This is a genomic window from Flavivirga amylovorans (assembly GCF_030540875.1).
Classification (GTDB): Bacteria; Bacteroidota; Bacteroidia; order Flavobacteriales; family Flavobacteriaceae; genus Flavivirga; species Flavivirga amylovorans.
The window spans coordinates 420,635-441,808 of the sequence record NZ_JAUOEM010000004.1 but is presented as its reverse complement, the minus strand read 5'-3'; the positions used below and the strand labels follow the sequence as shown (position 1 = coordinate 441,808).

The following is a 21,174-nucleotide window of genomic DNA, read 5'->3' as shown; positions in this document are numbered from 1 at the left end:
TTATTTAACCTCAATAAACTTAAGGAAGTCATTATTATTTGAAGCAATAATCATTTGTTTTTCACCAACCTGTATCAGTGCTAAATCCTTAACATCTTTTGGCACATAAAATCCACTTTCCTTAATACTATAAGGCGTAAATGCACCTTGACCGTTTCCTGCCAAAAACACACCTGTTCCTGCATCATTTCTAGGCGTTTCAATCTCTGAACCATATAAATTCCCTGCTACTACCAAGTCTAAATTTCCATCATTATTAAAGTCTTTTACGAGTATCTGATTGATACTTGATAGCTGCACCTCATTGGGCAGTTTATGCAAAACAAAAGTGCCTTCTTTATTCTCGATGTATGAGGTTGCAAATGTATTTACTTGATAGTGCAATGAGTTTTCCAACTCTTCTTCCCCATATACGTCCACTAGAGTGGCTTCTGCAAATTCGTTATAGGTTTTAAATTTTTTCTTGATTTCTCCAACCTGAGAAGATGAACATGAACGTCCTCTAACTGGATATTTTTTACCCTCGTTGTAATAGCTAAGAACGATATCATTTCTATTATTATCATCAAAATCATTGAAATAGATATCGAAGGTTTCATCTTCAAATGATTTATATTTATAATTAAGCCCTAGATTTCCTGCGACAAAATCGATATCTCCATCATTATCAAAATCGCCACTCGCAAAGCTAAACCACCATCCTGTTGTATCTGTCAATCCTAAACTTTCAGAGATATCTTCAAAGTTTTTTCCTTGATTATTTTTAAAAACTTTTATGGGCGTCCACTCTCCAACAACAACAATATCTTTCCAACCATCTTTATCTACATCTTCAATACTTGCAGAGGTTACTAATCCCAGCTTATTGAATTCTGAGATTAAAACATTTGTAACATCTAAAAATTTAATAGTTTCTGGCGTACTAACGTTTTCTAAAATATAGGTTTTTGCTGGTGATGGATAGTTCCCCGGAACTAATCTGCCACAAATAAGTAAATCTTGATCACCATCTTTATCATAATCGAAATTATAAACACGAGAACCACTGGTAATCATTTCTGGCAGAGCTTCTTTAGATAATGATAAATTACCTGAACCGTCATTTTTATAAAGTCTATCCTGAAGTAAATTAGAGTGAGGTTCAAATTCATTTCCTCCACTTACTACATATAAGTCTTGATCGCCATCATTGTCTGCATCAAACATTAAAGACCCCATATCTTCACAAATGGCATCATTCTCAAAATTAAATTCCTTTTTATCAAATAATCCGTGCTTATTCTGATAGAACAATCCACCTTTTTGATTTGAAGCACCACTTACATAAAAATCATCTAATCCATCTTTATTTAGGTCTCCAACTGATATATATGGTCCAAAAGTGGATGTTTTGTGAGGCAATAATATTTCTTTTGCATAATCATTATACCTATTTTCTATATGCAGAAACAAAGAATCTAATTCCGTGCTTTTTGAATTAAAAAAGAATTCTTTTTCTAATTCCTTTTTTATAGCTTTTAATGTAGCATCTTTATAATTCAATACTAATACTTTATTAACCAAAATATTAGTTAAAACCTGTGTTTTACCATCTTGCCACTCAACTTTCAGGGAATCTATTATGGTTTCTTTTCCAATTCCGAAGTGAAGTTGTGAAGCCATAGAAGAAATATATCCGTGTTCCAAACTTAATTCTTGAAATTGCTTTTCCTCTTTTGTAAAAATTGTGCATTTTGTCCCTATGCCTTTTGGGTTTAATTCTTTACCATTGAATCGGACAGTAATGTAGTTGTTGTTTTCACTATTATTATTTTCAAATATAACGGCCTTGTCATCAATATTATTTAAAATAATTTCAAGATCACCATCATTATCTAAATCTGCATAAGCAATACCATTGGAAAAGCCTTTAAACTCTAACCCCCAGTCCTTGTTTATTTTTTCAAATGTTAGATCCTTAGAATTCTTAAACACAAAATTATCTGTTTTCTCCGATGGCATTTTCAAAGTATTCTTGAGGCTATTATCTTCTTTTTCCTTTTTTCCAAATGGATTTTTAGCGCTCTTAATATTATTAAAAAAATCGGTATTATTTATTTCTCTTCGGGTTCCATTAGATACGTACAAATCTTTCCAACCATCATTATCTAAATCTGCAAAAACGGGTCCCCAACTCCAATCAGTACTAGACGTATTAGATATTCTGGAAACATTATTAAACTGTGGTGTATTTTCCGAATTTAAAACACCTGTATTAAGCTGTAAACAATTGTGCATGTATTGGTAATAAAGCCCAGAATTATAAGTATCCCAAAATACCTGAGGATTCATACTTGCCATATTTGCTTTAGACCGTTTGTTGGTCGATGCATCCATATCTGCTTGGAAAATATCCAAAAAACCATCGTTATTAAAATCGGCTATATCAGCTCCCATGCCATATAAAGCCGTATGTTTTAAAGACTCTTCAATTGTATTTCTAAACGTTCCATCACCATTATTTATATAACAAAAATCTGCACTGGCAAAATCGTTACTTACATAAATATCTTTATAGCCATCATTATTTAAATCACTAACACTTGCACTTAAAGACAGGCTATATGACAGTAAACCTGCTTCTTTTGTAATATCAGTAAATACGCCATGACCTTTATTCTCATACAAATGGTTTGAATGCCTTGAAACTGCATGTTTTATATGCTGTTTAAATATGTATGGCGTTGTTTGAAAAGGCGTAATAGGATAATTGGCAACATATAAATCTAAATCTCCATCATTATCATAATCGAAAAAAGTACTCTGCGTACTATGCCCTTTATCTGCAATACCGTATTTTTCGGCTTCTTCTTTAAAACTTATATAACCGTCTTTGTTTAAGCCCTGATTTATCAATAATTTATTGGGGCATGCTTCTTTTTTCCCTGATACGCTTAAATAAATATCCAACCATCCATCATTATTTATATCTATTGTGGTAGCCCCTAAAAACCAATCGTCATTTGATAAACCTGCATCTGCTTTTTGGGTAATATCTTCAAAAGCCAAAGTTCCTTTATTGATATATAGTTTATTACTAACCATATTACCTGTAAAATACAGGTCTTGTAAATTATCATTATTAAAATCACCTACTGCTATCCCTCCTCCCATGTAAATATATGGGTAGTTAAAATAGTTTAGAGTGTCTGATTCTGTTAATGTATTTTCAAAATCAATGCCTGATGCTTCTGCACTTAATAGTGTAAACTGTTTTTTACCAATATCTTTTGAACAAGAAACAATGACAGTAAAAAGTAAAAAACTTTTGAATAATTTCATAATGAAACTAATTTTTGGGGTATTGAACTCATTTAGACTTTTTCAATTTGCTAAAAAATGGCTGTTTTCAGCTCTGTCTTAGTCTTTTTTTCCTTCCGTAGCTCTGCTATGCAACTCTAAAGAGTCTTCAACATAGGCAAAAACTTCTAATTTTCGCTTATAAATCCTAAAAGTCTAAATGAGTTCATTAACAAATATAGAAAATCCTGTATAGCGTATATACAGGATTTACTAATAAATCAAATTAATATAAAAACTAAACTCAATGTTTACAAATTAGTATTACCCTGTAGTTCTATATTTGGTATGGGCATCAAATACGAATCATTATCGAACCTTTGTAGATCTAACCACCTGGATTGTTCTCCTGCTAATTCTACCCATCGTTCATGCTTTATAGCATCTAATATAGCTGTTTCTCCAGACACATTAACAGCCGGCATAGAAACTGATGTTCTTGCTCTTACCTGATTTAAAAAAGCCAAAGCGTCAGCCTCTGTTCCACCTGAACGTATTTCTGCTTCTGCTTGCATTAACAAAACGTCTGCATAACGAAGTACTCTAGCATTAATACCGCTATTTGGTGTTTCTGTATCTCTGTCGTCTAAATTTTGATATTTTCTCCAAGCCGGGTTATCATCTGGACCTATACCACCAGAAACAAATGTATTTCTTCCTTCATTAAACGTATTAGTCATAGTTCCGTTATCACTATCATCAATAGAATAAAAAGTATCTGCATAACGCGTATCTCCATCTTCAAATTCATCTAAAAGTGCTTGACTTGGTTTTACATTATACCACCCTGAATATTCTTGGGCTCTAAACGATGTTTCAGAATTCCCTCTTCCATCCTGATTCCAAGAATCTCCATCACCTGTAGACTCATCAAACTGCACCTCAAATATAGACTCGTCATTATGCTCACCTTCTACCGTGAAATTATTTCTATAATCATCTACCAGATTGTAACCAGTTACATTTGCCAAAGCAGATTTTGCTCTAACAGCATCTCCATTTTGTAATAATACTTTACCCAATAATGCCCATGCTGCTCCTGAAGTTGGTCTACCAATCTCTTGTGACCCTTTTGCTGGTAAATTATCAGCTGCAAACTGCAAATCAGCAACTATAGCACCGTAAACATCTGCAACCGATGATTTAGCTCTACCACCTCTAACGATTTCTAAGTCCTGTACTAGTGGTATTTCTCCATATTTAGTTACTAAATTGAAATAAAAAAGTCCTCTTAGAAATCTCGCTTCTCCTAATCTTGATGCTATTTCAGTAGCAGATATATTTTCAAAGTTCGCTTCATTTTCAATAACAAAATTACAACGTCCTATACCTTGATAGTTATGTTGCCAATACTGATTATTACCATTATTAGCTTCATCAATATCCCTATTAATCATTTGAACTTTATCTGCTTCTAAATTACCTGCTGCATAGTTTTCACCTGCAACATTATCATTAATATAGAATTGATATCTGGCATAATTACCTACTTCTTGTAAATATGTATAAGCCGCAGTTACAGCCGCCTCTAATTGCACACTAGATTTAAAAAATGCTTCTGGCGACGATTGATTTGGGTTAGTTAAGTCTATTTCTGATTCATCGCAGGAAATTAGAATTCCAATGATTGCTACGATGCTAGTTAAAAAGATTTTAATTTTTTTCATGTTTTTTATATTACTAATTAATATATTAAAATGCTAGTTGAACACCAAGAATAAACGATCTAGGCTGGGGATAAACCCCTCTATCTATACCAACTCCTGCGGCAGCAGATTGCTGTCCTGGAGTTACTGTGGAGCTTCCTCCAATCTCTGGGTCATAACCAGAATAGTCTGTTATTGTAAATACGTTTTGTCCTGTAGCATACACTCTAAATTTAGAAAAAACGCCATTTGCAATTGATGACAATGTAGCTTTTGACAAACTATACCCAATAGTTAGGTTTCTAAGTTTAGCATAAGATCCATCTTCTATAAAACGATCTGAACGGTTTACATTATCAGAATGATCAGCTGTAAACCTAGGAACTGATGTGTTAGTATTTGTTGGTGTCCACCTATCTAAAACTGCAGTTCCAGCATTGAACAAACGCGTCATACCTTCCAGATCATATAGATTTGTATTGTATATATCGTTACCGCTTACACCACTAAAAAATAACGTAGCATCAAAGTTTTTATAATTTGCAGATAAATTTATACCATATGTAAATTCAGGGAAAGGGTTTCCTATTTTCACATTATCATTACTATCTATGCTGCCATCTCCATTTTGATCTACAAAACGAATATCCCCTGGTGCGGCATTTGGTTGCGCACTAGTGTCATCACCTTGCTGAAATAAGCCATCAGTTTGAAGTCCATAAAAATAGAATAATGATTCTCCCTCTGTTATTCTAGATAAATTCTCACCCTCAAAAACAGAACTTTCTATAAAAGATAAGTCGTCACTAAGCTTGGTTGCTTCATTTTTAGAGGTTCCTAGATTTAGATTAGCAGACCAGCTAAAATCTCCACCCTTATCATGATTATAACCAATATTAAACTCAAATCCTTTAGTATTTGTAGATGCACCGTTACGTTGCGTAAAAAGAGCCCCTAACCCGTCTGACGTCACATTAGGAATTGGCACAATAACGTCTTCAATATCATTATTATAATATTCTAAAGATACATTAAGAGCATTATTAAGAAGTCCTAAATCTAAACCTATATTAGTCATAGTCGCTTCTTCCCATTTTAAATCTGGATTTGGACTACCAAAATTAGAAGCTCCTACATTCCTTGCTACACCTATGTAATTATATGTATTTATTAAACCTGATTCAAAAGCATATTCTACAGATCCATCATTTCCTGTAACTCCCCAAGATGCTCTAAGTTTTAAGTTACTTATTGTATTAGAGTCTTTTAAAAACTCTTCCTCACTTAACACCCAACCTAAAGACACAGCTGGAAAGTTTGCCCATTTATTCCCTTTACCAAAACGAGAAGTTCCGTCTCGACGAAGTGATGCTGATAATAAATACTTGTTATTATAATTATAATTAACTCTACCTATATAAGAAATTAAGCCATATTCAAAAAGCTGATTAGTAATCTGTCCATTCCCTTGAATTACCGTAACAGCATCTGTTAATGGGTTTGTAGCTTGCGAACGGTTATTTCGAGCTTTAGTTTCAAATTTTTCAACAACTGCCAACAAGTCCAAATTATGAACTTCATTAAATGTAGTTGAGTATGTTAACGAATTTGTATATGTATCTGAGTTAAAAATATTTGCTTGCTGATCGAGCTGTGCTGCCGTACGCTGATTTATTCCTTCATCAAAAGAAGGACGGTGAATATTTGTCGACGTTGAAGTTCTTTCAAAACCATATTGAAACTTATACTCTAAACCATCAATAAACTCATAAGAAGCGTATAAAGATCCTAATATTTTTGATACATCGGTTGTATTACTACTTATCGTTTGAAGTCTCACTGGGTTTTCTGGATCTGAACCATTATCTAAAGTCGTATCTGTTCCTCCAAAACCTCCAGGGTTAGCTGGGTTAAAAACTGGCGTATAAGGCAATGATTTAATCATATGCTCTATTAACGTTCTATCTCCATTCTCTTCTTCGTTTTTCATTTCAGAATCCGCAATAGTCAAGGTTTCTCCTATTTTAAATTTGTTCCCTATTTTAAACTCACTATTCGCTCTTAAAGATGCTCTGTTGAAACCAGTGTTAATAATGATACCTTCCTGATCAATATAACCTGCAGAGATATTAAATACCGCAGTATCACTTCCTCCAGAGACACTTAAATTGCTATTATGTACAAAAGCCGTTTGAAACACTTCATCTTGCCAATCGGTATTAATTCTAGTAGACGCTTCATCCGTAGTGTATCTTGGAGGCAACCCATAGGTTCCTTCAGCATACTGTCTGAACTGATTTGTATCTAGCAAGTCTAATGTTTTTGGAACACTCTGAGAAGATATATAAGAATCGAAAGTCACTTTCGTTTTTCCAGTTTTACCTTTTTTAGTCGTAATGATAACAACACCATTAGAAGCTCTAGATCCATAAATGGCCGCAGTAGATGCATCTTTTAACACATCCATCGTTTCTATATCATTTGGATTAATTTCATTAATACTAGCAGATACAATACCATCTATTACATACAATGGCTGACTGTTTCCAAAAGTCCCTAAACCACGTATTTGAACTTGTGGCGCTGTCCCGGGAGACCCTCCATTAATAACCGTAACCCCAGGTGCTTGACCTTGTAAAGCTTGATCTGCAGATGTAATTGGCGTTCTATTAATATCCTCCGATTTTACTGAAGAAATTGCCCCTGTCACCAAACGTCTAGACGTTTTTCCGTAACCTACTACAACTATCTCACTTAAAGCGCTCATGTCTTCAACAAGAACAACATCAATAACCGATTTTCCATCAACAGCTATTTCAAGCGTTTCATATCCGACATAACTGAAAATTAATGTAGCGTTCGCATCTACATTAGTTAGACTATACTTTCCATCAAAATCTGCCCCAGTTCCATTAGAAGTTCCTTTTACTATAACATTAGCACCAGGCAATGGACCATTTGAGTCAGAAATAGTACCAGTAATGTTTTGAGAATGCATAGACAGACTCAAAATAAAAACTGTCAAAAAAAGTAATTTTTTAAATAATTTTTTCTTCATAAGTAATTGTAAATTAGTTTATTAAAAAATAATTTTTAATAATTTCATTAAATAGAGTAGATTTGTAAAGAACAAATATTATAACCTATATTATTTAATGAATAGTTAACATTTAGTTTGTGATACAAATTTAACATCAAAATAATCAAGCATATAATATGATTTTATCAATTATTAATATATATTTTTCACAATATCACAAAAACAAATCGAATGCTAGATAATATACACAGAGAAATAACACAGCTAACACCAGAAGATAGTTTTTTAGTATTTGACAGGATAAAAGATGATTTCGATTTTCCTATTCACTTTCACCCAGAATACGAATTAAACTTTATACAGAACGGCAAAGGGGTTAGGAGAATAGCCGGAGACAGTATTGAAGAAATAGACGACATAGAACTTGTCTTTGTGGGCTCAAATCTAGTTCACGGATGGGAACTACATAAATGCCAGAGCAAAAAAATTCACGAAATTACGGTACATATAAATTACGATCTGCTTGACGAAAAACTATTAGCAAGAAACATATTTAAACCTATAAAGGATATGTTTGAAAAAGCCGCTCATGGTATTCTGTTTTCAAAAAAGGTTTCTACAGAAATGGCTCCAAGACTCATAAAGCTAACAAAAACGGATGGTATAGATTATTATTTAGAGTTTATATCTATACTTTACGATTTAGCAAATTCAAGAAAACAACGTATGCTATCTAATTCGACTACACAAAAAAGAGACTTTGAAAATAGTTCAAAAATAAAAAAGGTTTACGACTATATTCAAAATAATTTCGACAAAAAAATATCTCTTGATGAAATATCGTCCCTAGTAAACATGACTCCTGTTTCCTTTAATCGGTTTATAAAAAAGCGAACAGGTAAAACCTTTGTAATATATGTAAACAGCACCCGTATTAGTCAAGCCAGCAAATTACTTTTAGAAACAGATTTAAGTATTGCCGAAATAAGTTTTAAATGTGGATTTAATAATATAGCAAACTTTAATCGCATTTTTAAAAAGGAAAAAAATGCGACCCCTAGTGAATTTAGAGAAGACTTTAACGCTTGCATCAAGCGAGTATTGTAGAATTTATCCTTCTATAAATTCGCTTATTTAAAAATTACACACTTCCTTTTTTTACTTATATGAATAAAAAATAGTATCATTATTTGATTATAAAAGGCAATTTAATACGTGCTAATACATCTATTTTTGTAAAACATATTCGTAAAAATAACAGCTTGAGCTTTTATCATAAAAACAAAAATTCATTAAAATCAATATATCAGCGAGATACAAGAGGTTCTATGTATCAAAAAGCACCGCATAGAATTATGTTAGATCATTATTAAAGTGTGACTATTTTTGTTTATTAAAATGAAAAAATAGTATTATACAAAACATAAATAATATAACATCTAATAATTTTTACAGCATTTAAAAAACACAAGTTGCTGATAATTAACATTTTAATAGAGTTGTTAATCTTTTATCATGAATATGAAATTTAAACTTATTACATATATAATAGTAACAATAATGTTTATGGCTTGCACCGATAATCACAATGAAAATACTATAACCTATTCTAAGGTAGATTCAATCAATGAAAAAGTAGATTCTCTCATTAAAATAATGACACTAAAAGAAAAAATTGGTCAAATGAACCAATATAATGGTTTTTGGGATGTCACTGGTCCTGTTCCTAATGGTGGAGATGCCGAAAAAAAATACGAGCACTTAAAAAATGGGCTTGTCGGTTCTATGCTTTCTGTAAGAGGGACAAAAGCAGTTCGAGCTGTACAAAAAATTGCTGTTGAAGAATCTAGATTAGGAATTCCATTAATAATAGGCTTTGATGTTATTCATGGTTACAAAACATTAAGCCCCATACCCTTAGCAGAAGCCGCTAGTTGGGATTTAGAAGCTATAGAGAAATCTGCTCAAGTTGCTGCAGCCGAAGCATCTGCTGCTGGTATAAACTGGACGTTTGCGCCAATGGTAGATATCTCTAGAGACGCCAGATGGGGACGTGTCATGGAAGGTGCAGGAGAAGATCCTTTTTTGGGAAGCAAAATTGCAGTTGCAAGAGTTAAAGGTTTTCAGGGAGATGATTTATCTGCTGTAAATACCATAGCTGCTTGCGCCAAACATTTTGCCGCTTATGGATTTTCTGAAGCAGGAAAAGAATACAATACAGTAGACATAGGAAATTCTACATTGCACAATGTGGTACTACCTCCGTTTAAAGCAGCTGTAGAAGCCGATGTTAAAACTTTAATGAACGCGTTTAATGAGTACGATGGTGTACCTGCTACTGGAAATAAGCATCTACTAAGAGATATTTTAAAGGACAAATGGGACTTTAAAGGTTTTGTAATTTCAGATTGGGCCTCTATAAAAGAACTTGTTGTTTGGGGATATGCAAAAGACAACAGAAGTGCTGCAGAAATGGCGGCATTGGCAGGTTCTGACATGGACATGGAATCACATATTTACGTAAACGAATTAGAGCAATTGGTAAAGGATGGTGTTATCGAAGAAGAGGTTATTAATGATGCAGTTAGTAGAATTTTAACTGTAAAATTTGAATTAGGATTGTTCGACGATCCCTACAGGTATTGCGATGAAACTAGAGAGAAAGAAGTTGTAAACAGCCCAAAACATTTAAGTGATGTATTAGATATGGCCAAAAAATCTATTGTTCTACTTAAAAATGAAAATCAGTTATTACCTCTAAAAAAAGAAGGTCAAAATATTGTCTTAATTGGAGCTTTAGCAAATGAAAAAAACAGTCCATTAGGTAGCTGGAGAATAGCATCCAAAGACAGTACTGCAGTTTCCGTACTAGAAGGAATGCAAAACTACAAAGGCAATAATTTAGTTTATAAAAAAGGGGCAGATGTAACTGTTGGTGGTACCCAATTCGTAAATGAAATTAAAATAAACACAACTGATAAAAGTGAATTTACAGATGCTGTAAATGCAGCCAAAAATGCAGATGTGGTCGTAATGGTTTTAGGAGAGCATGGTTTTCAAAGTGGCGAAGCCAGGAGTAGAACCGATATTAATTTACCCGGAGTTCAGCAAGAGCTACTAGAAACCGTTTACAAAGCAAACAAAAACATTGTTTTAGTATTAAACAACGGAAGACCTCTATCTATAAACTGGGCAGATAAGCATATACCAGCTATTCTTGAAACATGGCAACTTGGCACACAAGCAGGGCATGCTGTGGCACAAGTTTTATATGGAGACTATAATCCAAGTGGCAAGCTTCCTATGACTTTCCCCAGAAACGTCGGGCAAATACCAATATACTATAACCACAAAAACACAGGACGACCTGCTAAGGATAAAGACAATCCTAACTTAGTTTTCTGGTCTCATTATAGCGATGTTGAAAACACACCACTTTACCCGTTTGGGTATGGTTTAAGCTATACAACTTTTGAATATGGTAATTTGGCTCTTAATAAAAAGGTGTTTAATCTCGATGAGGATATTCATGTTTCTATCAACATTACCAATACCGGCAAAGTAGTTGGCAAAGAAGTTGTTCAACTTTACATTAGAGACCTTGTAGCAAGCACAACACGCCCTGTAAAAGAATTAAAAGGTTTTGAGCTAATTGAATTGCAACCTGACGAAACTAAAATAGTTAATTTCACTTTAAATAAAGCTAGTTTAGGTTTTTATAATAATCAAGGTGATTTTATTATAGAGCCTGGAGACTTTGAAATTTTTGTAGGAGGTAGTTCTAACAAAACTTTAAACACTCATTTTGAGCTAAAGTAGCAAACAACACTTAATCATTTTGCAAAAAGGAACACCAACCATGTTAGTGTTTCTTTTTCTTTTGGTTTTATTTTGAATGATTCTTTAAAATTTACATTCAATTATTATTCACTTAAATTTCCAACATTTTCCTAATAATTAGGAAGCGTGTGTTCAAAACCTCTAGTTAAGGGACTCCAAATACACGCAACGCAAACATATTTTATATTTAATACAAACCTGCATCTTTTAATAACGCCAACAGAAATCAATATAATTCATTTATTCCCATAACTATTCTGATGTTCTTCTAGCATTTAACTCTAAAGTTACCTCGTCTAATTTCTTTTTATTTAACGGATAGAAAAACATGAAGCCTGCAGCAATTAAAGATACTATTGCTGGAATCCAACTCATTAACATAATGATACCTGGAATGGCTCCACTAATAGCTACAGCATCTTGACCATCATAACTAAAGCTAGCCAAAACAAAACCGATAATAGCACCAGCTATACCACCTCCAAACTTTGTAGCAAATGATCCTGCTGAATATATAAGCCCCGTAGCACGACGACCATTTTTAAACTCTGAGTAATCTGCCGCATCTCCTAGCATTACAAAAAACAATGTAGGGAAAATAGCTGCTAAAAACTCTGAAACGATACCTATAGTAAAAATAGTGACGACATCATTTGGGCCACAAAAAACCAGTAATGCATTTACCAAACCAGACAAAATTAGAGCATAAATAAACAGGTTTCGTTTGCCTAATTTTTTTCCTAAAGGCGCCGTTATTATGGCTCCAGCGATAGAAGCCAGCATCAATCCTACTAAAAAACTTGCAGCTAATAATTGATCGTTTAAATAATGAGTAAAATAGATAACAACAATACCTTGCTTTATTGAATTATAAATATTAAACAACAAACCAACCGCTAATAAAACCAACCATGGCTTATTAGTTATTAAATCTTTTATATCTTTTCCTAGGTCACTTTTCTGATCTTTAGGAGGTCTAACCCTTTCCTTTGTTGTGTAAAATGTTATAAACATAAAAACAGCCAAAAACACTGAAAGCAAGTACATAGAATTACCATAACCTTGTTTTTGATCAATGATAGAGATTTTATCAGCATTAATATTTGCTTCTCCAGTTACAATAAATCTATATGATTTATTCGCTTCAACAGAAAAACTTTTCGCATGTGTAGGCGTATTTTCTCTTTTACTAATAGTTCTATCATCCCAAGTAAACAAAGCAATGCCGTCTTCTGTTTTTATATTAACATTAGATACATCTGATGGCGCAGACACCTCAACTCTATACGTCTTTTCATTTAATTTATCAACCTTAATGGTCGGATCTATATTCCCAAAATATGCAACTAAAAAAAGTAACACGCCCTGGACCAGCATTCCACCCCCAAAAGCACCAACCATTCTATAAGATCCTATACTTGTTCTCACTTTATCATCTCCAGTCATAACAGCCATTAACGCTCCATAAGGAATATTATTAGCGGTATAAATAAGTGTGAATAAGATATAGGTGATATAGGCATATGTTATTTTCCCCGAATCACTTAACTCTGGGCTTGTAAAAAGTAATGATAGAATAGTTGCTAATGGAATCGCAGTCCATAAAATCCAGGGGCGAAATTTCCCGTATTTAGATATCGTTCTATCTCCTATAATTCCCATTACTATATCACTGATACCATCACTAAATCGAGCTACTAAAAATAACACACCCACTGTTGCTGGGTTTAACCCAAAAACATCGGTGTAAAATATAAACAAAAATGTCGCAACGCCTCTCCAAGCTATATTTGCAGCCCCATCTCCTAAAGCATATCCTATTTTTTCTTTTATTGAGACTCTATCTTTTATCATAGACACATTATTCTTAAAATTAAACAAGCCTTGTTAGCACTTATGTTTAATCAGTTAATTGGAGGTTAAATTAGCTATTTCATGGTATCAAGTTAAATACTTTTTCTGTCAAATCCGATATTATTCTTTCATTTAGCTTATCAAAAAACTATTTTGTACCACAAACTCTTATATATGCATAACACAAGGTTCATTATTCTATTTAAGATTAAATAAATTATATTAAATTCAACATTTTAATTTAAATACTAGATTAGTAGAATGTCTCATATCCTGTCAGAAATATTAAAGCATTATCATATTTTCGGGCTGCTTAATTTGTTTCTTTTATATATTTTACTTCTTTCTTATTCCGACAAAAAATTAACGCTTTGGTATAGCACACTTGTACTATCTATTGTATTAGATTTATTTAACTATGTTGGCTTATTTAATCTATTTTTTTATTCTCCAAATTTCACCCTTGCTTACCTCCCTTGGTCAGCATTCACACCAATTGCACTTTACAAACTAACCTTAATCTCTCACAATGTGAAGCCTTTATCTCATAAAAAAGCATTTCAGTTATTATTCATGTTTTTTTGTATTATGTTTTGCTATTTTTTCATAAAATCGTACTACATTTTGCTGGGAGATTTAACTTTAAGGGATCACTATTTTCTTACTGAAAATTCTTTTGCTTATATAGAATATTGGATTATAAAAGTATCAATAATCACCATTCAAATTATAGGGTTAGCATTAAGTTTTTCGGCATCTATATACAACTTACCACAAACAAGAATAGTTTTTGAATCTAGCCCAGAACGGCTATTTTTTTGAGCGAAGTCCTTTAATCCACGTATAGAATCTACTTATTCAGATTTCCAGAGCGTGAGCATCTTGCCGAATAAATCAAATTAAAGGTGTATTATCTCAAATAACGTGTCGCACTAGTTAATGTTAGCGTAACGCTTAACTCTAACTTACGGTCAAAACCGATGCTATTCCTTTTCTTTTGGCTTAGGAATGGAAGCTTTTAATACGTCGTCTAAAGAAGTGTTTATTTTTAAAGGTTCTTCTTTAGGTTTTTGTTCTTTTTCTTTAACCAAAGCAGTATTGTTTAAATTATTTTTCCATAAAGGTTGTTCTCTCCAATCTTGAGGAAATGACATTCCTTTATAATTATCTATATTTGGATATTTATCTAAAAGACCAAGTATTTTTTCTTTAAAGGTATTTTTAGGGTTTACTCTATCTGATAAATATTTAACTATACAAATATAAGCATAAGACGAGTTTTTTGGAATATCTGTCATGTCAACCCAATCATAAATTGGCTGCTTTTTAAATTTAGATAATTTATAAGACAATCTTCTATTCCAAAAACGTGAGTGATGAGCACAAATATTTCTAGTATAAGTTATTATCATTAACCAATTTTCTAAAATAGGAGTATTAACTCCATAAAAGGCAGCAATCTCGGTTTTAGCAGATGAGTCTATAAGATTACTGTATAGTTTAGAAAGATGCGTGAAAGTAACTATTTCTAACGCCATCCAACTAGGTAAATAAGTATTCACATAGTTTTGTTTAAATTTTATTGCAAAGTCCTCAGTACTTTCGTTAACCATAGCATAAGTACTATCTAAACTTCTTCTATGCGTATCATTTGATTTAAATAACCTTTCATAAGTATACCAAAAAGCATCATACTTATGCGAAAGAACATATGTTATTTTCGCTCTGAAAGACACTTCTATTTTTTCTATTTCACTAGATAGTAATTGCTTTAATTCTCTATCAAAACAATATATTTTAAAAGCATTTTCAAGAGTACTGTTTTCCTTGAATTTATGCGCTTCCTTTGGTTCAGAGAGCATAGGATAAAGATATCCGCTTAATCTATAGTAACTTAAATTTTCTAATAAGTGAAGTGCTTTATCTGGATGCTCTACAGTTAAACCGCGTTCAATGAGTTTATCTAATTGCTCTTGATAAGAAAGAGGTGGTTTAACGTATATCTTCAATTTAAGTAAGGCTATAAAATAAATTACCACTCCTAATGCGCATCGTAGATAGGCGGGAGTGGTTTGTTGTGTACAAATATACAAAAATTTACCCCTTTTTTACCCTTTTTTACCCTTTTTTTGATAAATTTTAACATTTAATAAATTATAAAAATCACATTGTCAGTCATTTAACCCTTTGAGTATGAGAATTAATTTTAGTGTTTTAAGGTTAACCTTTTATAACTCAAAACACTCTCACTATCCACCAAAAACTTTTCAAAACGCTGTTGACTAGACAAATCTATAGTATTAAAACGTGCGCTAAATTCATCTAAATAGCGTTCTAAATGTTTATCGCTTACTTGGTGATATATACCATATAAACCACGCTTTAAAACACTCCAAAAGTTTTCAATAGTATTGGTATGTACAGAACCCTCAACATAAATATTAAGTGAATGCTTAACATTGTCATGCGTATAAAACTTTTTCAAGTGATTATATACTGGTGCTTCATCAGAATATATAGTAGAACCTTTAGGAACGTGCTTACTAATAAGCTTGCCTACATTATTTAGATCAGCACTAGGAACATGTTTTAGAACGACTTTGCCGTTTCGTTCTATAAGTCCTGGTGCGTTTGTTGCTATTATATTTGGCATGTTTTGGAAACGAACCAGTGCAAAAGCAGCACTATGGGTTGCACTATTATGTATCCCTTTGTCCATAGGGTTATTTTTGATGACTGATTTACCTTTTTTCTACCGTATGACTATTTCGTTTGTTGTATTATCCACGCTAATAGTTTCTTTATCTTATCTTGATAAACCTTATTCTGTAGACAAAAAAACAGATTCGAAATCTGCATTGGTTATTCTCGGTACGATGTTACTAACCTCCATTCCATTTGTTCTTAGAATATTCACTAATGATATTATTCTTCCCTCTTGGTTTGGTGCATTACTTTTATTTATGAATGTTGTTTGTCTGTATTTTGTATTTTCTAATAAAACCAATAATAGAAAAGCCATTGTACTTGATCCTCAAATTTTTAAAACTGAAAAATCTTTTAACATGATAGCGTACATAATTCTTATTATTCTTTCTGCCATCTATGGTTTTTTGTGGTAGAAATAGGAACACTAAACACACATAGAATTTAAAGTTATTGCATCTAGTATTTGCTATACTTAACACAAAAAGTGTTGAAATGTCTTAAAAATCATGTTCACGACACCTTACATACTGGTGCTTTCCTTGAAATATGGATAGTAACTATCTTATTTCATTTAAGGACTTCTATCCAGTCTAGCTTATCTGCTTTTTCAGTATTATTTTTCCAATGAAGAGGCTGTAAATTATCAATATTGTCGGCTCCACCATTTGATACGGGGTTTATATGGTCAATTTCCCACCCATAAGAAGATTCTCTATTACCGTGATGCCCCCATTTTATTCTTTTTCCTAACTCGTCATTTCTACAAATATCTGCATCTATCCCAGAAATGACCTTTCCTTTTTTCCAAACTGCCACTTTTTGAAATTCACTCCACTTTTTACCAACTTTATCCGTGTTTGGCTTTCTTTCCATATTTTATTCTTAAAAATTAATTATATGTAAACCTAAAACACTTCTAAAATCAATCAACCCCCAAGCATGATAACGAAACGCACGCTCTAACCCATGCCAATAGTTATTTTTGCTTATGATAATTATTGATAATCATTAATAGCATTTCAAAACTATTATTATTAAACAATAGTTTTATGCGGAAAACCGTAAATACAAAAAAATAGTTTTAAAATAATCTAAATTATGCCTCTATCTATAGCAATAGCAACGAGTTGTTCGGATGTATTAGCATCGAAAAGTACTTTAAGCTTATTAATACGTTTTTCAATACTTCTTAAACTACGTGCAGGTAAATCTTTTTCTTCAAAATATGAAGCAATTTGGTTTCTTTTTAATCCCTTTGCTAATAATTGCAAAAGTAATTCATCATATATATCTGTTTGGGATATATCATCAGCACTTCGAATTAATTGAGCCAGATTATGCGAGTAATAAATTTCGTCTTTTAACACTGCTCGGACTGCTTTTATCATCTCTCTTGATTCTTCTCGTCCTTTCTCAACATAAGCATCTACTTTAGAAACTTCTATCAATTTTTTTATTTTGCCAATACGATGCTCTACTGAGAATACAATAATCTTTAATTCAGGTTGCACATCCATGACTGCTCGTATTAATTCTTGCCCCGATGTTAATGTTCTATCTCGATGATCTTCCTTAAAAGATAAATCTGTTATTAAAAGCTCAATTGGATTTGCCGTATTTAAAGATGCTTTAATTTTCAAGAGTGCATCGTCACAATATTGAGCCGTAGCTATTTCTTTAATTTTTAAATCCTTAAGTATATTCTCTAAACCTTTATGAATTGAATTCTGATCTTCTGCAATTAAAACCTTTTGAAACATAATGAAAACATTAACTATTAAACTTTAATACAGCTTTAAAGCCGTTTCCTTTTGAAGTGATAAAATTAAAACTTCCTCCAATATTATTAATACGGGATTCCACATTTAGCAATCCATTCAATTTAACATCCTTTATTGAAACACCAATCCCATCATCTGAATAGATAATCTCCTTTTTACGACGATCTTCTTTAAACACTAAACTCACCACTTTAGCTTGGCTATGCTTTTTCATATTAACCAATAACTCTTGAACACTTCTAAAAATGGCCATTTTTTTATGATCGGGAACTTTTGACCAATTAATAGTACTTATTTTATTCGTAATAATTTTTGTTCCTTTTCGCTTATGCTGAATTAGCAAATATTCAAGACTTTCAGTGAAATTAATTAAATCAATACTAGCAGTTTGAGTCGATATATCTCGTGTACGCAAATAAATATCTTCTAAAACATCTAATAATTCTATCTTTTTATCTGCCTTAATTTCCAAATCATTTTCAACAAAACTCATAAGACTTGACACATCATTTGCAACCTCATCATGAACTTTTTTAGACATACGCGTTTCTGCCCTGTACACTTTCTTGATATTCTCTTTTTTATGTCTAGATTTTAAAATGAAGAATAAGAATACTGATATCAATAAAATAAAACCTGCTATAAACAAATAAAAGATTTTTAAACCTTTTTCCTTTTCTCTAGCAAGCTCATTCTCTTTTGCTAATTTCTCCTTTTCAGTATAATCGTATTTCATTTTAGCATACTTATTCTCCTGTACTTGCTTTGCTAAAGTTATGCTATCTAGAATTTTTACGTATTCAGCAATATTGTTATCTTGATTTAAATTTATAAGGCCTGACAAAGCATCTTTTATAAAGGATGGGCTATTAATCGTTTTTGCTACCTCATAGCCTTTATGAGCGTAATAAGCAACTTTTTCTAAATCTTCCCGATCTTTATAAATCTCTGCCAAATGCTTATAACTTGAATAGATTCCTGCATTATCTTTTATGGCTATTCTCTGCTTCAAGGCTGTCATTAATTTCTCTACCCCTTCTGGTTTATTGAGTTTTGATTGAACAAACCCTAAATTATCTAAAGCTCTCGATAATTGTTTTTTGTCATCTTGTAAAAGGCTATTTTTATAGACTTTTAAAAATTCATTTTCGGCCAATTCATATCTATGCTGTCGGATATATACCAACGCCTTGTTATTCTGAATAATATTAATGTAATCTTTAAGCTTAGCGATCTTTAACCCTTCATCAAAGTATCTAATAGCTCCTTCATAATCTAACAACGCCAAATAAATTCGCCCTAACTGGTTATACAAACCAATCTTATTATTTATAACATTCTTAGAATCCTTTATAGTCTCCAGCAGTTTTAATGCCTCGACAACCGATATTTCGGCTCCAAAATAATCTCCTAACTCATTCTGTATAATAGCTATTTGTCTTAAATGACGAATTGTAGATCCAGTATCATTTGACTTAATACTTTCATTTTTTTTTCGTTCATAAAAAGCATACGCTGTTATAAGACTTGAATCTGTTGTAGGATTATTGGCCATATGACTATAATAGCTCAAGCTATCTAATTGCCTACTGTTAATAACCTTAGCTCCAAACCCATTTTTAACAACAAAAAAAAAGAGGAATGATAATATGGTATATTTCATTCCCCTAATGTAATAACTAATTTTTATTCAGCAATCAGTTTTTACGACGTTGGCGGAGGAATATTCCCTCCGTCTCCACAACAATCTGGGAGATCTTGAATATTTATCCCTTGTACGTCAGCATCAGTCGTGTTTTGAGGTGTACATGACATAAAGTTAGCTCCAATTAAAAGAAATACAAATACATATAAAATGGTTTTCATAATTTAAAATTTTGCAAAGAGATCCCTGTCCGAGCTTTTACTCAGATAACTTTGTTTACAGCAACAGCAACCCCTTTTGGGTTATTAATTTTTGTTGTTTTGGGAAGTGGAGACTGTATAGTGATAACAAATAATTACTTCCCAATGCAACCATTCGTTTATCACTTTACGGTTTTCCGCACAATTCAGTTTTACACATTTATTATGTTAGCACGATATAACTTGAATTGATTCTGAAGCGAATTACGTAAGGTTATTAAAAACAATTGTTGACACGCTATTGTCAACTTTTTGACATCTTTTTGACACAGAAACCAAATTTAATTAAAGCGCTGACCTACAATACATTAAACCCTTAAAAGAACATAATAGTGGAACTAGGAAAAGACGAATTAATTCAGGAATTAATTGAATTGGTATTTGTAAAAGCCATAAAAGCATCTAAAAAAACGAAGGCTTATGGAATTTCAAGATATCTTGAAGACGTATTAAATGAAAAAATTACAGAAAGAACTCTCACCAGATATTACGATGGTTATATTTTAGATAAAAAAAGCGAACGAAGAACTCCAAGCGAACATAATCTAAATATTCTAAGCCAATATTTAGGTCATGAAAATTACAGGAAATTCCAGCAGAATCGTGAATACGAAATAGTAAAGAATGAACTAAGAAAAGAAATTATAAGTATTAATAACAAACTGATTAAAATAAAAAAGATAGGTTTATTCACCTGCTTGCCTTTAATAATAATGCTAGTATTATTTATTTCGAAATATTACAAAAAAGACTGCATGATATGGGTTAATGATCATTATAAAAAGGTACGATGTTCTGAAGTAGTTAATGAAAATAAATCACAAGAGATCGTTCTAAGAGAATTTAAGAGGCCATGCAATTGTAAAGACTATATTTTCTATAAAAATGAAAAATCAATTGTTCATTATACCAGACTCAATAATAACATTGATTTTTTTATAAGTGCTAGTAAACATCCAATATTTGAAGGCGTATATATGAATTCTATAACCAAAACCATTATTCAGTCTGAAATAAAGCCCTGTAGCTTTATTAAAATCAGCTCTGAAGAATAATAGCT

Annotated in this window: 13 protein-coding genes and 1 pseudogene; 3 read left to right on the top strand and 11 right to left on the bottom strand. The window is 32.2% G+C overall.

Going from position 1 to position 21,174, the window contains the following annotated elements; genetic code table 11:
* The 3 genes from Q4Q39_RS13495 to Q4Q39_RS13485 all read right to left on the bottom strand — a co-directional run bounded on the left by Q4Q39_RS13495 (window position 1) and on the right by Q4Q39_RS13485 (window position 8,010).
* Window positions 1–3,321, bottom strand: coding sequence for a VCBS repeat-containing protein (locus Q4Q39_RS13495; protein ID WP_303283038.1), 3,321 nt, complete (start codon window positions 3,319–3,321; stop codon window positions 1–3).
* A gap of 269 nt (window positions 3,322–3,590) precedes the next feature.
* Entirely contained in the window at window positions 3,591–5,006 is a 1,416-nt protein-coding gene (locus tag Q4Q39_RS13490; protein WP_303283037.1) for a RagB/SusD family nutrient uptake outer membrane protein, read from the bottom strand.
* Window positions 5,007–5,031: 25 nt separating this feature from the next.
* Window positions 5,032–8,010 (bottom strand): SusC/RagA family TonB-linked outer membrane protein, encoded by a 2,979-nt coding sequence (locus Q4Q39_RS13485; RefSeq protein WP_303283036.1) that lies wholly within the window; start codon window positions 8,008–8,010, stop codon window positions 5,032–5,034.
* A gap of 246 nt (window positions 8,011–8,256) precedes the next feature.
* On the opposite strand from Q4Q39_RS13485, the gene Q4Q39_RS13480 reads away from it, so the two are divergent.
* Complete coding sequence (locus tag Q4Q39_RS13480; protein ID WP_303283035.1) at window positions 8,257–9,132, top strand: AraC family transcriptional regulator; 876 nt, start codon at window positions 8,257–8,259, stop codon at window positions 9,130–9,132.
* A gap of 414 nt (window positions 9,133–9,546) precedes the next feature.
* Entirely contained in the window at window positions 9,547–11,844 is a 2,298-nt protein-coding gene (gene bglX / locus Q4Q39_RS13475; protein ID WP_303283034.1) for a beta-glucosidase BglX, read from the top strand.
* Between the two features lie 273 nt (window positions 11,845–12,117).
* On the opposite strand, the gene Q4Q39_RS13470 is transcribed toward bglX, so the two are convergent.
* From Q4Q39_RS13470 to Q4Q39_RS13435, 8 genes and pseudogenes are all read right to left on the bottom strand, one after another.
* Window positions 12,118–13,719 carry an MFS transporter gene (locus Q4Q39_RS13470; RefSeq protein WP_303283033.1) on the bottom strand — a complete coding sequence of 534 codons (1,602 nt, stop codon included), beginning with the start codon at window positions 13,717–13,719 and terminating at the stop codon, window positions 12,118–12,120.
* Between the two features lie 983 nt (window positions 13,720–14,702).
* A complete protein-coding gene (locus tag Q4Q39_RS13465) occupies window positions 14,703–15,728 on the bottom strand; it encodes an Abi family protein (protein ID WP_303283032.1) in 1,026 nt (341 codons plus the stop codon).
* 290 nt (window positions 15,729–16,018) lie between these two features.
* A pseudogene (locus Q4Q39_RS13460) lies at window positions 16,019–16,372 on the bottom strand (IS1595 family transposase); the annotation flags it as partial.
* A 168-nt stretch (window positions 16,373–16,540) separates the two neighbouring features.
* Window positions 16,541–16,741, bottom strand: a complete 201-nt coding sequence (locus Q4Q39_RS13455) for a hypothetical protein (protein ID WP_303283030.1) — start codon at window positions 16,739–16,741, stop codon at window positions 16,541–16,543.
* 254 nt (window positions 16,742–16,995) lie between these two features.
* Complete coding sequence (locus Q4Q39_RS13450) at window positions 16,996–17,301, bottom strand: HNH endonuclease signature motif containing protein (protein ID WP_135877203.1); 306 nt, start codon at window positions 17,299–17,301, stop codon at window positions 16,996–16,998.
* Window positions 17,302–17,519: 218 nt separating this feature from the next.
* Window positions 17,520–18,188 carry a response regulator transcription factor gene (locus tag Q4Q39_RS13445; protein WP_303283029.1) on the bottom strand — a complete coding sequence of 223 codons (669 nt, stop codon included), beginning with the start codon at window positions 18,186–18,188 and terminating at the stop codon, window positions 17,520–17,522.
* Window positions 18,189–18,198: 10 nt separating this feature from the next.
* Window positions 18,199–19,872: a hypothetical protein gene (locus Q4Q39_RS13440; RefSeq protein WP_303283028.1), complete on the bottom strand. Its 1,674-nt coding sequence runs from the start codon at window positions 19,870–19,872 to the stop codon at window positions 18,199–18,201.
* A gap of 41 nt (window positions 19,873–19,913) precedes the next feature.
* A complete protein-coding gene (locus tag Q4Q39_RS13435) occupies window positions 19,914–20,075 on the bottom strand; it encodes a hypothetical protein (protein WP_303283027.1) in 162 nt (53 codons plus the stop codon).
* A gap of 371 nt (window positions 20,076–20,446) precedes the next feature.
* Between Q4Q39_RS13435 and Q4Q39_RS13430 the strand changes: the two genes are divergently transcribed.
* Window positions 20,447–21,169 (top strand): hypothetical protein, encoded by a 723-nt coding sequence (locus tag Q4Q39_RS13430; RefSeq protein WP_303283026.1) that lies wholly within the window; start codon window positions 20,447–20,449, stop codon window positions 21,167–21,169.
* Window positions 21,170–21,174: the final 5 nt, after the last annotated feature.

Bases quoted from the DNA above. Each gene is read 5' to 3' on its own strand.
- Q4Q39_RS13455 (WP_303283030.1), bottom strand. From the start codon at position 16,741: ATGGCTTTTCTATTATTGGTTTTATTAGAAAATACAAAATACAGACAA.
- Q4Q39_RS13445 (WP_303283029.1), bottom strand. From the start codon at position 18,188: ATGTTTCAAAAGGTTTTAATTGCAGAAGATCAGAATTCAATTCATAAA.
- Q4Q39_RS13495 (WP_303283038.1), bottom strand. From the start codon at position 3,321: ATGAAATTATTCAAAAGTTTTTTACTTTTTACTGTCATTGTTTCTTGT.
- Q4Q39_RS13480 (WP_303283035.1), top strand. From the start codon at position 8,257: ATGCTAGATAATATACACAGAGAAATAACACAGCTAACACCAGAAGAT.
- Q4Q39_RS13450 (WP_135877203.1), bottom strand. From the start codon at position 17,301: ATGGAAAGAAAGCCAAACACGGATAAAGTTGGTAAAAAGTGGAGTGAA.
- Q4Q39_RS13490 (WP_303283037.1), bottom strand. From the start codon at position 5,006: ATGAAAAAAATTAAAATCTTTTTAACTAGCATCGTAGCAATCATTGGA.
- Q4Q39_RS13470 (WP_303283033.1), bottom strand. From the start codon at position 13,719: ATGATAAAAGATAGAGTCTCAATAAAAGAAAAAATAGGATATGCTTTA.
- bglX (WP_303283034.1), top strand. From the start codon at position 9,547: ATGAAATTTAAACTTATTACATATATAATAGTAACAATAATGTTTATG.
- Q4Q39_RS13440 (WP_303283028.1), bottom strand. From the start codon at position 19,872: ATGAAATATACCATATTATCATTCCTCTTTTTTTTTGTTGTTAAAAAT.
- Q4Q39_RS13435 (WP_303283027.1), bottom strand. From the start codon at position 20,075: ATGAAAACCATTTTATATGTATTTGTATTTCTTTTAATTGGAGCTAAC.